Source organism: Agromyces binzhouensis (genome assembly GCF_042672355.1).
GTDB lineage: Bacteria > Actinomycetota > Actinomycetes > Actinomycetales > Microbacteriaceae > Agromyces > Agromyces binzhouensis.
Window position 1 is genome coordinate 309,111 of the sequence record NZ_JBHXVJ010000002.1, and the last position, 13,565, is coordinate 322,675.

The window sequence follows — 13,565 nt, forward strand, 5'->3', positions numbered from 1 at the left end:
GTTCGCGCTGCTCTGGGGCTGGGGGGGCGGCCCCCCCGCGATCCTCACCCCCGCGCAGCCGTTGGGCATCGTGGTGATCTGGGGGTACGTGGTGTGGGTGCGCGCCCGCGGCCGCGCACCGCTCATCGTGGTCGCCGAGGGCTTCAAGCTCGACACCATGGAGGAGGCGCACTCGCACCTCGGCCTCGACGCGTTCAACCGGCCGCGTCTCGGCGGCATCGCCGAGAAGCTGTCGCCGATGATCGAGGAGCGCACCGGCATCGAGTCGCGGCACACCGTGCTCGGCCACATCCAGCGCGGCGGTGCGCCGTCCGCGTACGACCGGGTGCTCGCGACCCGGCTCGGCATGGCGGCCGCCGACGCCGCGCTCGATCGGGCGTGGGGCAGCATGGTCACGCTCCGCGGCACCGACATCGAACGGGTGTCGATCGCCGACGCGACGGGCGGGCTGAACGTCGTGCCCCAGTCGCGCTACGACGAGGCGCGGATCCTCTTCGGCTGAACCATGCCGTTGCCGGAGGTCTGCGTCTGCTACGTGCTCCGCGAAGCGGGCGGGCGCACGGAGGTGCTCCTGGGCCGGAAGAAGCACGGGCTCGGAGCCGGCAACTACGTCGGCCTCGGCGGCAAGCTGGAGCCGGGGGAGTCGGCCGCCGATGCCGCCGTCCGGGAGGTCGCGGAGGAGTCGGGCCTCGTGGTCGCGGCCGTCGACCTCGAGTCGCGAGGCCGCCTGACCTACCTCTTCCCGCACCGCGAGGAGTGGAGCCAGGTCTCGAACGTGTTCGTCGTCCGCACCTTCGCCGGCGATCCGATGCCGTCCGACGAACTCGACCCGGAGTGGTTCGCGCTCGACGAGGTGCCGCTCGCCGAGATGTGGGACGACGCGCGCAGGTGGCTCCCCGGCGTGCTCGCGGGTGCGACGGTGCGTCGCACCTACGTGTTCGGCGAGGACCTCGCGACCGTGGTGGATGAGCCGGACCACGTCGCGTAGGATCGTCGGGTCTCGGCGCTCGCCGGATTCCGCAACCCTCCTTCCGTGAACATCCGGCGAACCACGGTCCGCCGACGACAGAAAGACGCCGGTGGATCTCACCCTCATCGTCGTGCTGGTCATCGCACTGGCGCTCTTCTTCGACTTCACGAACGGCTTCCACGACACCGCGAACGCCATGGCGACCCCGATCGCGACCGGCGCCCTCCGGCCGAAGATCGCCGTGGCGCTCGCCGCGGTCCTCAACCTGATCGGCGCGTTCCTCTCGACCGAGGTCGCCAAGACCATCTCGGGCGGTCTCATCCGCGAGGGCGAGGGCGGGGTCTTCATCACCCCGGAGCTCATCTTCGCCGGCCTCATCGGCGCCATCACCTGGAACATGGTGACGTGGCTGCTCGGCCTGCCCTCGTCGTCGAGCCACGCGCTCTTCGGCGGCCTGATCGGCGCCGCGCTCGTCGGCTTCGGCATCCAGGCCATCGACGGCGGCGTCGTGATGTCGAAGATCATCCTCCCCGCGCTCCTCGCGCCGCTCACGGCCGGACTGGTCGCCTTCGCGGCCACCAAGCTCGCGTACGCGATCACGAGGCGCTACGACGGCCGACCCGACGGCCGCGACGGGTTCCGCCACGCGCAGATCTTCTCCAGCTCGCTCGTCGCCCTCGCCCACGGCACCAACGACGCGCAGAAGACCATGGGCGTCATCACCCTCACGCTCATCTCGGTCGGCGCGCAGCCCGTCGGATCCGGTCCGGAGTTCTGGGTCGTGGTCACGTGCGCGGTGGCGATCGCGCTCGGCACGTACATGGGCGGATGGCGCATCATCAAGACCCTCGGCACGGGCCTCACCGACGTCAAGCCCGCGCAGGGCTTCGCGTCCGAGACCGCGACGGCGGCGACCATCCTCGCCTCGAGCCACCTCGGGTTCGCGCTCTCCACCACGCAGGTCGCCTCCGGGTCGGTCATCGGCTCCGGACTCGGACGCCGGGGGTCGAAGGTCCGCTGGCGCACCGCCGGCCGCATCGGCATCGGCTGGATCCTCACCCTCCCCGCCGCGGGCGGCGTCGGCGCACTCGCCGCGGTCGTCGCGACGATGGGCGTGGTCGGGGTCCTCATCGACGCCGTGGCGGCGGCGGTGGTCATCGGCGGGATCTTCCTCTGGTCGCGCCGGGACGAGGTGTCGCACCGGAACGTCCTCAGCGAGGTGGCGGACTCGGGCCGCGCCGTGAAGATCAAGCGAAGCCCCGAGCCGAAGCGGAAGGTGGCCCCGTGATCGACTGGATCTCGTTCGTGATCGTGCTCGTGGCCTCGCTGGTCGGCGCGACCGTCGTCGTGAGCGCCTACGCGCTCGGCATCCGCCTGCTCACGATCGGCGGACGCACGCCGGTCGTCGCACCCGCGGAGTTCACCGACGCCATCACGGTGATCTCGCCCGACGAGGCGGCCAGGGCCGCCAAGCGGGCCGCGAAGGCGGCACGCAAGAGCCCGCTGACGGAGGGCCGGAAGCGCGCGGCCGTCGTCGGCGCGTGGGCGTGCTTCGCCCTGAGCGGCATCGCCGTGCTCTACGGCATCTACCTCATCGTGCCCGCATTCCACGGCGGCTGAGCCGCCCCAGAACCTCGGGCCATCGTCGTCCCGGCCTCCGCTCGATCGGGCGGAGCTCCACCGATCGTGCGCGGACGCGCACCCGACGAGACACCCAGGACGACATGACCACCTCCCGAACCGACATCGACCATCGCCCGGACGAGGCGGAGCCCCGCACGGTCGGCGCGCTCGACCGCTACTTCGAGATCACCAGGCGGGGCTCGACGATCCCCGCCGAGATCCGCGGCGGCATCGTGACGTTCGTCACGATGGCGTACATCGTCATCCTGAACCCGATCATCCTCTCCAGCGGCACGGATGTCGCTGGCGAGAACCTCGGCTTCGCGCAGGTCGCGGCCGTGACCGCGCTCACGGCCGGCGTCATGACGATCCTGTTCGGCGTCGTGGCGCGCCTGCCGTTCGCGTTCGCCGCGGGCCTCGGCATCAACTCGTTCCTCGCCGTCTCGGTCGTCGGCCAGGTCACCTGGGCCGAGGCCATGGGGCTCGTGCTCATCAACGGCCTCATCATCGTGCTGCTCGCCGCGACGGGCCTCCGCCGCCTCATCTTCGAGGCCGTCCCGATGCCGCTGAAGCTCGCGATCACCGTCGGCATCGGCCTCTTCATCGCCTTCATCGGTTTCGTGGACGCCGGGTTCGTCACAGCGACCGGTGCGGCCTCGCCGCCGGTCGGCCTCGGAGCCGACGGGTCGGTGGGCACGCTCCCGACCGTCGTGTTCGTGGTCACGCTGCTCCTGACCGGCGTGCTCGTCGCGCGCAAGGTCAAGGGCGGCATCCTCATCGGCCTGCTCTCGGGCACGGTGCTCGCGATCGTGCTCGAGGCGATCCTCGACCTCGGCCCGAAGTTCGGCGCCGACGGGTCGGTGAACCCGCAGGGCTGGGGACTGTCGGTGCCCGAGCTGCCCGCGCAGTGGGTGAGCCTGCCCGACCTCTCGCTCGTCGGCCAGGTGAGCTTCGGCAGCTTCGAGCGCATCGGCGTGCTCGCCGCGCTCATGCTCGTGTTCACGCTCGTGTTCACGAACTTCTTCGACGCGCTCGGCACCATGACGGGCCTGTCGAAGGAGGCCGGTGTGGCCGACGCCAAGGGCGAGTTCCCGCGCCTGCGATCGGCGCTCGTCGTCGAGGGCGTCGGCGCCGTCGCGGGCGGCTTCACGTCGAGCTCGTCCAACACGGTGTTCATCGAGTCCGGCTCGGGGATCGGCGAGGGCGCGCGAACGGGCCTCGCGAACCTCGTGACCGGCACGCTGTTCCTGCTCGCGATGTTCCTCACGCCGTTGACCTCCGTCGTGCCCTCCGAGGTCGCCGCGGCCGCGCTCGTCATCGTCGGTGCCCTGATGATGTCGCAGATCCGCGAGGTCGACTTCAGCGACTTCAGCGTGCTGCTGCCGGTGTTCCTGACGGTCACCGTCATGCCGCTCACGTACTCGATCGCGAACGGCATCGGCGCGGGCTTCATCAGCTGGGTGGTCGTGCGCTCGCTCTCGGGCAGGGCGAAGGAGATCAGCCCGTTGCTCTGGATCGTCGCGGCCGGGTTCGTGGTCTACTTCGCGCGCGGTCCGGTGGAGGCGCTCCTCGCCGGCTGAGTGCGCGTCGGCCGGGCTCCCGCCGTCCCGGTCGGGGGTGGCGATCGCCCCTGCCGATCGGGGGGTTGGCCCCATGTCGCGGCGCTCGCGGCATCCGTAGCCTCGGATCATCCCGATGAACAAGGAGAACCCACCCATGACCACCATCACCCCCGCACCGTCGACGACCGACGTCGAGACGCGCGGGTTCGCGGTGTCGAGCCTCGTGCTCGGCCTCGTCTCGTTCGTCGCCGGCTTCACGTTCGTGGTGCCCGTCGGCGGCCTCGTGCTCGGCATCCTCGCGCTGCGACGCGAGCCGTCGGCGCGCACCATGGCGATCTGGGGCATCGTGCTGAACGCCGTCATGCTCGCCGGCGTCGTCATCGCCACGCTCGCGTTCCTCGCCTTCGGCCTGCTGCTGCTGCCGTTCGCGCCGCTCGCGTTCGTCTGATCGCATCGGTCGCCGCCCAGGCGGGCGGCGGCATCGAGGCCCCCGACCCGACGGTCGGGGGCCTCCGGCGCGATCGGGCCTGTGCCGGTCCCGCCGTCGGGACTACCCTGACGCGTGGGGGGACCATGGGCTCGGAGCACGCAGCGCGCATCTCGACGTGGGGGTCGGCACCGGAGCCCCGCTACGCCGAAGGCGAGGACGGCTCGATCGCCTACCAGGCGTTCGGACGCGGACCCCGCGACCTGCTGTTCATCGGCAACTGGGCGAGCAACATCGAGGTGATGTGGGAGCACCCGTCGATGGCCCGGTACCTCGAGCGCCTCGCGCGGTTCTCCCGGGTCATCTGCTTCGACAAGCGCGGAGCGGGCCTGTCCGACCCGGTCGCGATGGGCGCGCTGCCCACGCTGGAGCACTGGATGGACGACGCGAGCGTCGTCCTCGACGCCGTCGGCTCGAGCTCCGCGACCCTCCTCGGCGATGCCGAGGGCGGGCCGATGGCGATGATGCTCGCGGCCAGCCACCCGCAGCGCACCGACTCGCTCGTCCTCGTGAACACGTTCGCGCGACTGCTGCGTGCGCCGGACTACCCGATCGGCATCCCGGAGCCGACGGCGGAACTGCTGCTCGGCGAATGGCGTCGCAACTGGGGCACGGGAGCCGTGCTGCAGCTCACCGCACCCGACGTCGCCGACGACGCCCAGCTGCAGCGCTGGGTCGGGCGGTACATGCGCCTCTCCGCTTCGCCGGCCGCGGCCACCCGCATGTACGAGTGGGTGCTCCAGCTCGACGTGCGGTCGGTGCTGCCGAGCATCCAGGTGCCGACGCTCGTGCTGCACAAGGCGCAGAACCGGCACTACCGGATCCCGATGGGGCGCTACCTCGCCGAGCACATCCCCGCTGCGCGCCTGGTCGAACTGCCGGGCGCGGCCTGGTACCCGCCGTTCGTGGAGGCGGAGCAGCTCCTCGACGAGGTCGAGGAGTTCGTCACGGGTGATCGACCGGCGCCCGTCGACGATCGCGTGCTCGCGACGGTCCTGTTCACCGACATCGTGGGGTCGACCGACCTCGCCGCGCGGCTCGGCGACCAGCGCTGGCTCGACCTCAAGCTCGCGCACGACGACCTCGTGCGGTCGCGGATCGAGCGCTACCGGGGAACCGACGTCTCGTCGACCGGCGACGGGTTCCTCGCCCTGTTCGACGGTCCGGCCCGTGCGGTCCGGTGCGCGTGGGAGATCGCCGCCGCGGTGCGCTCGCTGGGCATCGAGATCCGTGCGGGGGTGCACAGCGGCGAGGTCGAGTTCCAGGGCGAGGACGTCGCGGGCATCGCGGTCCACCTGGCCTCGCGCGTCATGTCCCTCGCGGGCGACGGGACGGTCCTCGCGTCGGGCACGGTCAAGGATCTCGTCGTCGGGTCGGGCATCGGGTTCGAGGATCGCGGCGCGCACGTCCTGAAGGGCGTCCCGGGGGAGTGGCGCCTGTTCGAGGTCACGGGCGTCTGAGGCGGACGCGCCGGACGCAGGAATCGGACGCCGTGTACAGCCGACGCGCACGGAACGTACACGCTGCAGCACGTATCGCTGCGAGCCCGCGAGTAGGCTCGGGAACGTACCGAGCGCGGCGATCCCGCGCGTCCCCGAGGCGATGGAGCCGAAGTGTCGATGACCCGACCGCATCCCAACACCGTCGAGAGCGTCCGATCGAACGACGAGGTGATCCCCACGAACACGACAGAGACGCGGACCGAGACCGACTCGCTCGGTTCGGTCGAGGTCCCCGCAGACGCCTACTGGGGCGTGCACACGATGCGTGCGCTCCAGAACTTCCCGATCTCCAAGCGCCCGATCTCCGTCTACCCCGAGCTCGTCGTCGCGCTCGCGCAGGTGAAGCAGGCGGCATGCCGGGCGAACAAGGAGCTCGGCGCCCTCGAGCCGCGCAAGCAGGCGTGGATCGACGAGGCCTGCCAGCGCATCATCGACGGCGAGTTCCACGACCAGTTCGTGGTCGGCGTCATCCAGGGCGGTGCGGGCACCTCGACGAACATGAACGCGAACGAGGTCATCGCGAACGTCGCGCTGGAGATCGCGGGCTACCCGCGGGCCCGCTACGACCTCATCCACCCGATCGACGACGTCAACCGCAGCCAGTCGACGAACGATACCTACCCGACCGCGCTGAAGCTCGCGATGACCGCGTCGCTGACGACGATGCTCACCGAGCTCGACCTGCTCCGCATCTCGTTCGGCCGCAAGGGCCGCGAGTTCCACGAGGTGCTGAAGGTCGGCCGCACGCAGCTCCAGGACGCGGTGCCGATGACCCTCGGCCAGGAGTTCCACGGCTTCGCCACCACGCTCGGCGAGGACATCGCCCGCCTCCGCGAGACGATCAAGCTGCTCTCCGAGGTGAACCTCGGCGGCACCGCCGTCGGCACGGGCATCACGGCCGATCCGGGCTACGCCGCGGCGGTCGTGCGCCACCTCAGCGAGATCACGGGCCAGCGGCTCGAGACGGCTCCCGACCTCGTCGAGGCGACGAGCGACACCGGCGTCTTCATGACCTTCTCGAGCGCGCTGAAGCGCAGCGCGATCAAGCTCTCGAAGATCTGCAACGACCTCCGGCTGCTCTCGTCGGGCCCGCAGGCGGGCCTCGGCGAGATCCACCTCCCGCCGAAGCAGGCGGGCTCGAGCATCATGCCGGGCAAGGTGAACCCCGTGATCCCCGAGGCGGTCAGCCAGGTCGCCTACGCGGTCGCGGGGGCGGATGTCACGGTCACCATGGCCGCCGAGAACGGCCAGCTCCAGCTCAACGCCTTCGAGCCGGTCATCGCGCACTCGCTCCTGCAGTCGATCACCTGGATGCGCCAGGCGTGCTGGACCCTCCGCGTGAACTGCGTCGACGGGATCACCCCGAACACCGAGCACCTCGAGGCGCAGGTCGCCTCGAGCGTCGGCGTGATCACGGCGCTCATCCCGTTCATCGGCTACGCCGAGGCGGCCAAGCTCGCCAAGTCCGCGCTCGCGACCGGGCGGCCGGTCGCCGACCTCGTCGTCGAGTCGGGGCTCATGACCCGCGAGGACGTGACCCGGCAGCTGATGCCGTCGCGCCTGTCGGGCGTGCACCCGATCACGCAGGCGATCAACGTCGTCGAGCTGAAGGGCGAGCCGAGCGACTGAGCGCAGCGGCCGGGCCGGCCCCGGCCGGCTCCGGCGGTGACGGATGCCACGAGGCATCCGTCATCGTCGACGCCATGCCTGCCCGGGAGGCGCGAGTCGATGCGCCTCGCGTCAGATGACGCGGCAGTGCGTGGTGAGCGAGCCGATGCCCTCGATGCTCACGGTCACGGTCGAACCGTCGTGGAGGAAGACCTGCGGGTTGCGCGAGTACCCGGCGCCGCCGGGGCTCCCGGTCGAGATGAGCGTGCCGGCGGGGATGGTCGCCGTCTTCGAGAGGTAGGAGATGATCTCCGCCACGCTTCGGACCATCTCGTTCGTCGAGGCGTCCTGCAGGATGTGGCCGTCGAGGTTGGTGGTGAGCCAGAGGTCCTGCGGGTCGGGGATCTCGTCGGCGGTGACGACGACCGGCCCGGTCGGCGTGAAGCCGTCGAAGGACTTGCACCGCGACCACTGGGCCTCACTGAACTGGATGTCGCGCGCCGTGATGTCGTTCACGACCGTGTAGCCCCACACGTGGTCGAGCGCGTCCTGCGGGGAGACGTCGCGCGCGGGCGTGCCGATGATGACGCCGAGCTCGGCCTCGTAGTCGACCTGGGTGGCGACGTCGCCCGCCCACGTGGTCGTCGCGCCGTGCGCGGCCAGCGAGTTCGGCCACAGCGAGAAGATCGTCATGGCCGATTCGGACCGGAGCTTGAGTTCGGAGGCGTGTGCGGCGTAGTTCGCGCCGATCGCCAGCACCTGCGACGGCCGGAGCACGGCCGACTCGTGGCGGAGGTCGGAGAGCGGGACGGTCGGCGCCCCCGACGCGAGGGCCGCGTCGACCACCGCGCGCACGTCGGCGAGGGCCTCGGGGCCCCGCTCGATGAGCTCCTGAAGGTCGCGCGGCGCCGCCGCCATCACCTCGTCGAGGAACATCGCCCGCTCGTCGTGGACCACCGCGAGTCGGGGGGTCGTCTGGCCTTCGACTCGGAGGTGCGCGAACTTCACTCACCTAGGCTATCGGCCGCCCCCTCCAGCCCGCTGTGCAGAACGTACAACGAAGTGGGCGGGATGCTCCGTCACGTCGACAATGCGGATGCCGCGGTGCGCCAGAGGTGCATCGACGCGTAGCTCCGCCAGGGCGCCCAGGCGGTGCCGCGCGCGGCGAGCGCCTTCGCGTCGGAGGGCAGTCCGAGCCGTGCCGCCCCGTTCCGGAGCGCGAGGTCGGAGACCAGCAGTTCGTCGGGCTCCCGCGTGACGCGCATGGCGAGGTATCCGGCCGTCCACGGGCCGATTCCCGGTACCGCAAGCAGCTCGGAGCGCAGCTCGCCGCGCTCCCGCTCGGGTGCGACGACGAGGTCGCCGGAGGCGAGCCGGCCGCACACGTCGATGATCGTGCGGATCCGGGCGGCCGGTCCCCGCAGCACGCCGGCTCCGTGCTCGGCGATCACCGCCGCCGTCGGGAAGAGCGTGCGGCGGCGGCCCGCGAGCTCGACGGTCTCGCCGAGGTCGGCGGCGAGCCGGGTCAGCGCCGTGCGCGCCGCGGGAACGGAGACCTGCTGGCCGACGAGCGCGCGCACCACGAGCTCGTGCGGATCGAGGCAGCCGGGCATGCGGATGCCGGGGCACGCGGCGATCGCCGGCGCCAGCACCGGGTCGGCGGCGAGCACGGCGTCGATCGCCTCCGCGTCGGCGTCGAGGTCGAAGAGGCGACGGACCCGGGCGACGAGCGGTGCGAGGTCGGCGAGGCCGGCCAGGTGCGCCTCGACGTCGAGCGCGGGCGCGTCGTCGACGGCGGCGACCCGAACGAGGGCGGGGCCGGTCGGCAGGGCGAGGGTGCGCTCGTAGCGGTCGCCCGCGGCGACCTCGACGCCCGCGAGCGCACGGGTCGCGAGCCAGGCGAACACGCCGGCCGAGTCGAACGGCGCGCGGGCGGGGAGTCGCAGCCGGATGACGCCGGCATCGCCCGGGCCGGGCGTGCTCGTTGCGCCGTCCGCCTCGGTGCCGGCCGTGTTCGCCGTGGGCGCCGACGTCGCCGTGGCGGACGCGCGGCTCCCGCGTCGCGCGCGCGCCGACGCGCGCAGCTCGAGCGGGCTGCGCTCGTAGACCGCGCGCACGGTGTCGTTGAACTGGCGGATGCTGCCGAAGCCGGAGGCGAACGCGACGTCGGAGACCCGCATCGAGGTCGACGTGAGCAGGGCGCGGGCGGTCTGCGCGCGATGGGCCCTCGCCAGCGCGAGCGGCCCGGCGCCGAGCTCGGCGGTGAGCACCCGCGTGAGGTGGCGGGGCGTGTAGCCCAGCCGGCGTGCGAGGCCCGGTACGCCCTCGCGCTCGACGACGCCGTCGGCGATGAGCCGCATCGCCCTGGCCGCGAGGTCGTCGTCGAGGTCCCATTCGGGCGAACCGGGGACGGCGTCGGGCAGGCACCGCTTACAGGCTCGCAGTCCGGCCTCGTGCGCGGCGGCGGCGGTCCGGTAGAACGTCACGTTCCGCGGCTTCGGCGGTGCCGCCGGACAGCTCGGTCGGCAGTAGATGCCCGTCGAGTGCACGCCCGTGATGAACTGGCCGTCGAAGCGGGCGTCGCGCGCCAGCATCGCGCGGTAGCGCTCGGCGAACGCCGGGTCGGCGAGGGGATCGGCGGTGGCGGTCGTGGTCACCACTCCAGCGTCCCATCCGCCCGCGTCGCTGCATAGCGGAAATCGGACATGGCTGGGTCGATACGCTGGAGTCCATGCCCACCGATGCACCGCCGTCCACCGCGGACGCCGCCGACCCGTCGGACGCGGACGTGCGCTCGCGCCTCGCCGACGCCTTCGGCGAGCGGGTCGCCTTCGACGGACCCGACCTCGACGCGGTGCGCGAGGACCGCAGCGGATGGCGCAGCGACGCGCCGCCGACGGCCCTCGTCCACGCGGCATCCGTCGACGACGTGCAGGAGCTCATGAGGATCGCGAGCGCCACCGGCACGCCGGTCGTTCCGCGCGGCGCCGGGACCGGCCTCGCCGGCGGCGGCATCTCCAGCCGCGGATCCGTCGTGCTCGACCTCTCGCGCATGGACCGCATCCTCGAGATCGACGACGTCGACGAGCTCGCGGTCGTCGAGCCGGGCGTGCTGAACGGCGACCTCGACCGCGCCGCCCGCGAGCGCGGGCTCTGGTACGCGCCCGACCCCGCGAGCCGCGCCATCTCGTCGATCGGCGGCAACATCGCCACGAACGCCGGCGGACTGCTCTGTGCGAAGTACGGCGTCACGCGCGAGAGCGTGCTCGGCCTCGCCGTGGTCCTCGCCGACGGCTCGCTCCTGCGGACCGGCCACCGCACCGTCAAGGGCGTGACCGGCTACGACCTCACGGCGCTCATGACGGGCTCCGAGGGCACCCTCGGCGTGATCGTCGAGGCCACGCTCCGCCTCCGTCCCGTGGTGCACGGCCCGATCGAAACCGTCGCCGCGGCCTTCCCCGACGTCGAGTCGGCGGGCGTCGCGGTCGGCGGCGTCGCCGCGGCGCGCGTGCGTCCGGCGATCCTCGAACTCATCGACCCCGTCGGGCTCGCGCGCGTCGCCGAGTACCTCGGCGCCGACGCGCTCGCGGGCACGCCGCTCGCCGACTTCGCCCCCGGCGAGACGTTCCTGCTCGCGCAGTGCGACGCCGGCGACGCCGCCGCCGAGGCCGACACGATCGCGCGCGTGTTGGCCGAGGCGGGCGGGAGGGTCGAGCGGTCGACGGATGCCGCGACGGGCGAGCGCCTGCTCGACATCCGCCGCGCGATGCACCCCGCGCTCGCCTCACGCGGGAACGTGCTCATCGAGGACGTCGCCGTCCCGCGGTCGCGGCTGCCGGAGATGTTCCGCGAGATCGCCCGGATCGGGGCGCACTACGGGGTCGAGATCCCGACGCTGGCGCACGCGGGCGACGGCAACCTCCACCCGAACTTCGTGTTCGAGGGCGACCGGGTGCCCGAGCACGTCTGGACCGCGGCCGATGAACTGTTCCGCGCCGCGGTGCGGCTCGGCGGCACGCTGACCGGGGAGCACGGCGTCGGCGTCCTGAAGCGCCGGTGGCTCGCCGAGGAGCTGGGCGACGCATCGGTCGACCTGCAGCGGCGGATCAAGGCCGTCTTCGACCCGGCCGGCATCCTGAATCCGGGCGTGATGTTCCCGCTCGAGGACGGCGGTGATCGCTAGGCTTCCGCCGTGAGCCTGACGCCCCCGCCGCCCGCCGATCCGCACGGGCACCCGAACCCGGCCGGTCCGCCCTCCGACGACCCCGCCTTCGCGCAGCGCGCGACCGGGCGCGCGCGCTCCGGCCTCGGTGCCGGCGCCGCGATCATCCTCCTCATCGCCGTCGCGGGCCTCGTCGCCCTGCTCGTGGCGGGCTACCTCGCGGTCGCCCTCGGCGCGTCGGTGCTCGCGGTCGGCACGCTCGTCGCCCTCGTGCCGCTGGTGATCGTGCTCCTCGCGGTCCGCTGGGTCGACCGCTGGGAACCCGAGCCGCGCTGGGCGCTCTGGCTCGCGTTCCTCTGGGGCGCCGCCGTGTCGGTCGCGATCGCGCTGGTCGTCGACCTCGGCGTGCAGCTCTTCGCCGCCTTCGCCTCGCCCGACGGCGCGACGACCGACGAGGCGCTGCAGGCCGTCGTGCAGGCGCCCATCGTCGAGGAGCTGGCCAAGGGTGCGGGCGTGCTCCTCATCTTCCTGCTCGCCCGGTCGCACTTCGACGGCCCGGTCGACGGCCTCGTGTACGGCGCGACCGTGGCGGCGGGCTTCGCCTTCACCGAGAACATCCTCTACTTCGGCGTCGCGCTCATCGAGGGCGGTGCCGGAGAGCTCGGCACCACGTTCATCATCCGCGGGCTGTTCTCGCCGTTCGCACACGTGCTGTTCACGGCGTGCACGGGCGTCGCGATCGGCTTCGCCGCGAGACGCGGTCGCGGGGCCGGCGTCATCGCCTGGTTCGTGATCGGGCTCCTCGGCGCCATCCTGCTGCACGCCTTCTGGAACGGCTCGCTCGCCTTCGCCGACGCATTCGCGCTCTACTTCACCGTCCAGGTGCCGATCTTCATCGCCGCGATCGTCGTGACCGTGCTGCTCCGACGCGAGGAGCAGCGCGTGACCCGCGCCCGGCTGTCCGAGTACGCGGCCGCGGGGTGGTTCAGCCAGGACGAGGTCGACGGGCTCTCGACCTGGCCCGGCAGGCGGGCCGCGCTCGCCTGGGGGCGGGCGCAGCAGCCCCCGCGCACCGACCAGGTCCAGCGGTTCATCGCGGACGCCACGCGCCTGGCCTTCACCCGCAACGTCATCGCGACCGGCCGGGCCGACGTGCGCCGGCACGCCGACGAGCGCGCGCTGCTCGAGGCCGTCGCCCGCGACCGGCGGGCGATCTCCGGCTGATCGCCGTTGCCGCGCCCCACGTCCGGGTGTAGCGTGCGACGCGTCTGGGGCGCCGTGTCCTTCGACCTGGAGGTCTCGCCCATGCTGCTCACACGCGCGCTCGCGACAACGGCCGGTGCATCGATGATCCTCGTCGCGGGCCTGGGCGTCGGCCCCGCCCTCGCGGCGCCGTCGTCGACCGGCGCGGTCACCTGGGCCACCGACCTGGCGCCGGTTGTCGGGACCGGCCTGGATGCGACCTCCGTCGCCGCGGGCAAGGGTGTGGCGTTCGCCGGAACGAGCACCGGGGTCGTCGTGGCGGCCGATGCCGCCACGGGCCTGCCCCGGTGGATGACCGATCTCACGGGGGGAGCGGGCTCGCCGGTGGAGGTCTCGGGCGTGGCGTTCGGCAAGGACGTCGTCGTCGCGGGCACCTCGACGGGTGGGG

13 protein-coding genes are annotated in these 13,565 nt (G+C 72.5%); 11 read left to right on the forward strand and 2 right to left on the reverse strand.

The annotated features are described in order from the left end of the window. The 8 genes from ACFVHK_RS05120 to ACFVHK_RS05155 form a co-directional block, all read left to right on the forward strand. The coding region (locus tag ACFVHK_RS05120; RefSeq protein WP_376927894.1) for a 6-phosphofructokinase at nt 1–502 on the forward strand (502 nt) is incomplete at its 5' end. A gap of 3 nt (nt 503–505) precedes the next feature. Further along, a complete protein-coding gene (locus ACFVHK_RS05125; RefSeq protein ID WP_129233629.1) occupies nt 506–988 on the forward strand; it encodes an 8-oxo-dGTP diphosphatase in 483 nt (160 codons plus the stop codon). Nucleotides 989–1,079: 91 nt separating this feature from the next. Beyond that, the gene (locus ACFVHK_RS05130) at nt 1,080–2,258 is read left to right on the forward strand and encodes an inorganic phosphate transporter (protein ID WP_129233628.1); all 1,179 of its coding nucleotides are present in this window, start codon (nt 1,080–1,082) and stop codon (nt 2,256–2,258) included. Beyond that, complete coding sequence (locus tag ACFVHK_RS05135) at nt 2,255–2,590, forward strand: peptidase (protein ID WP_376927895.1); 336 nt, start codon at nt 2,255–2,257, stop codon at nt 2,588–2,590. The genes ACFVHK_RS05130 and ACFVHK_RS05135 overlap by 4 nt, the downstream gene beginning before the upstream one ends. Before the next feature lie 104 nt (nt 2,591–2,694). Continuing rightward, a complete protein-coding gene (locus ACFVHK_RS05140; protein WP_376927896.1) occupies nt 2,695–4,173 on the forward strand; it encodes an NCS2 family permease in 1,479 nt (492 codons plus the stop codon). A 136-nt stretch (nt 4,174–4,309) separates the two neighbouring features. After that, nucleotides 4,310–4,603, forward strand: coding sequence for a hypothetical protein (locus ACFVHK_RS05145; protein WP_376927897.1), 294 nt, complete (start codon nt 4,310–4,312; stop codon nt 4,601–4,603). A 125-nt stretch (nt 4,604–4,728) separates the two neighbouring features. Continuing rightward, complete coding sequence (locus ACFVHK_RS05150) at nt 4,729–6,102, forward strand: adenylate/guanylate cyclase domain-containing protein (protein WP_376927898.1); 1,374 nt, start codon at nt 4,729–4,731, stop codon at nt 6,100–6,102. Between the two features lie 159 nt (nt 6,103–6,261). Continuing rightward, nucleotides 6,262–7,773 (forward strand): aspartate ammonia-lyase, encoded by a 1,512-nt coding sequence (locus tag ACFVHK_RS05155; RefSeq protein WP_129233623.1) that lies wholly within the window; start codon nt 6,262–6,264, stop codon nt 7,771–7,773. Between the two features lie 111 nt (nt 7,774–7,884). On the opposite strand, the gene ACFVHK_RS05160 is transcribed toward ACFVHK_RS05155, so the two are convergent. Together ACFVHK_RS05160 and ACFVHK_RS05165 are read right to left on the reverse strand one after the other, a co-directional pair. Then, complete coding sequence (locus tag ACFVHK_RS05160; protein WP_376927899.1) at nt 7,885–8,760, reverse strand: fumarylacetoacetate hydrolase family protein; 876 nt, start codon at nt 8,758–8,760, stop codon at nt 7,885–7,887. A 71-nt stretch (nt 8,761–8,831) separates the two neighbouring features. Beyond that, complete coding sequence (locus ACFVHK_RS05165; RefSeq protein ID WP_376927900.1) at nt 8,832–10,412, reverse strand: AlkA N-terminal domain-containing protein; 1,581 nt, start codon at nt 10,410–10,412, stop codon at nt 8,832–8,834. A 71-nt stretch (nt 10,413–10,483) separates the two neighbouring features. Between ACFVHK_RS05165 and ACFVHK_RS05170 the strand changes: the two genes are divergently transcribed. The 3 genes from ACFVHK_RS05170 to ACFVHK_RS05180 form a co-directional block, all read left to right on the forward strand. After that, a complete protein-coding gene (locus tag ACFVHK_RS05170; protein WP_376927901.1) occupies nt 10,484–11,935 on the forward strand; it encodes an FAD-binding oxidoreductase in 1,452 nt (483 codons plus the stop codon). Between the two features lie 9 nt (nt 11,936–11,944). Next, entirely contained in the window at nt 11,945–13,138 is a 1,194-nt protein-coding gene (locus ACFVHK_RS05175; RefSeq protein WP_376927902.1) for a PrsW family intramembrane metalloprotease, read from the forward strand. A 33-nt stretch (nt 13,139–13,171) separates the two neighbouring features. Next, on the forward strand, nt 13,172–13,565 hold a 394-nt coding region (locus tag ACFVHK_RS05180), incomplete at its 3' end, for an outer membrane protein assembly factor BamB family protein (RefSeq protein WP_376927903.1).

Excerpts from the sequence above, each read along its gene's own strand:
- ACFVHK_RS05125 (WP_129233629.1), top strand. The coding sequence starts at position 506 with ATGCCGTTGCCGGAGGTCTGCGTCTGCTACGTGCTCCGCGAAGCGGGC.
- ACFVHK_RS05140 (WP_376927896.1), top strand. The coding sequence starts at position 2,695 with ATGACCACCTCCCGAACCGACATCGACCATCGCCCGGACGAGGCGGAG.
- ACFVHK_RS05145 (WP_376927897.1), top strand. The coding sequence starts at position 4,310 with ATGACCACCATCACCCCCGCACCGTCGACGACCGACGTCGAGACGCGC.
- ACFVHK_RS05150 (WP_376927898.1), top strand. The coding sequence starts at position 4,729 with ATGGGCTCGGAGCACGCAGCGCGCATCTCGACGTGGGGGTCGGCACCG.
- ACFVHK_RS05155 (WP_129233623.1), top strand. The coding sequence starts at position 6,262 with ATGACCCGACCGCATCCCAACACCGTCGAGAGCGTCCGATCGAACGAC.
- ACFVHK_RS05170 (WP_376927901.1), top strand. The coding sequence starts at position 10,484 with ATGCCCACCGATGCACCGCCGTCCACCGCGGACGCCGCCGACCCGTCG.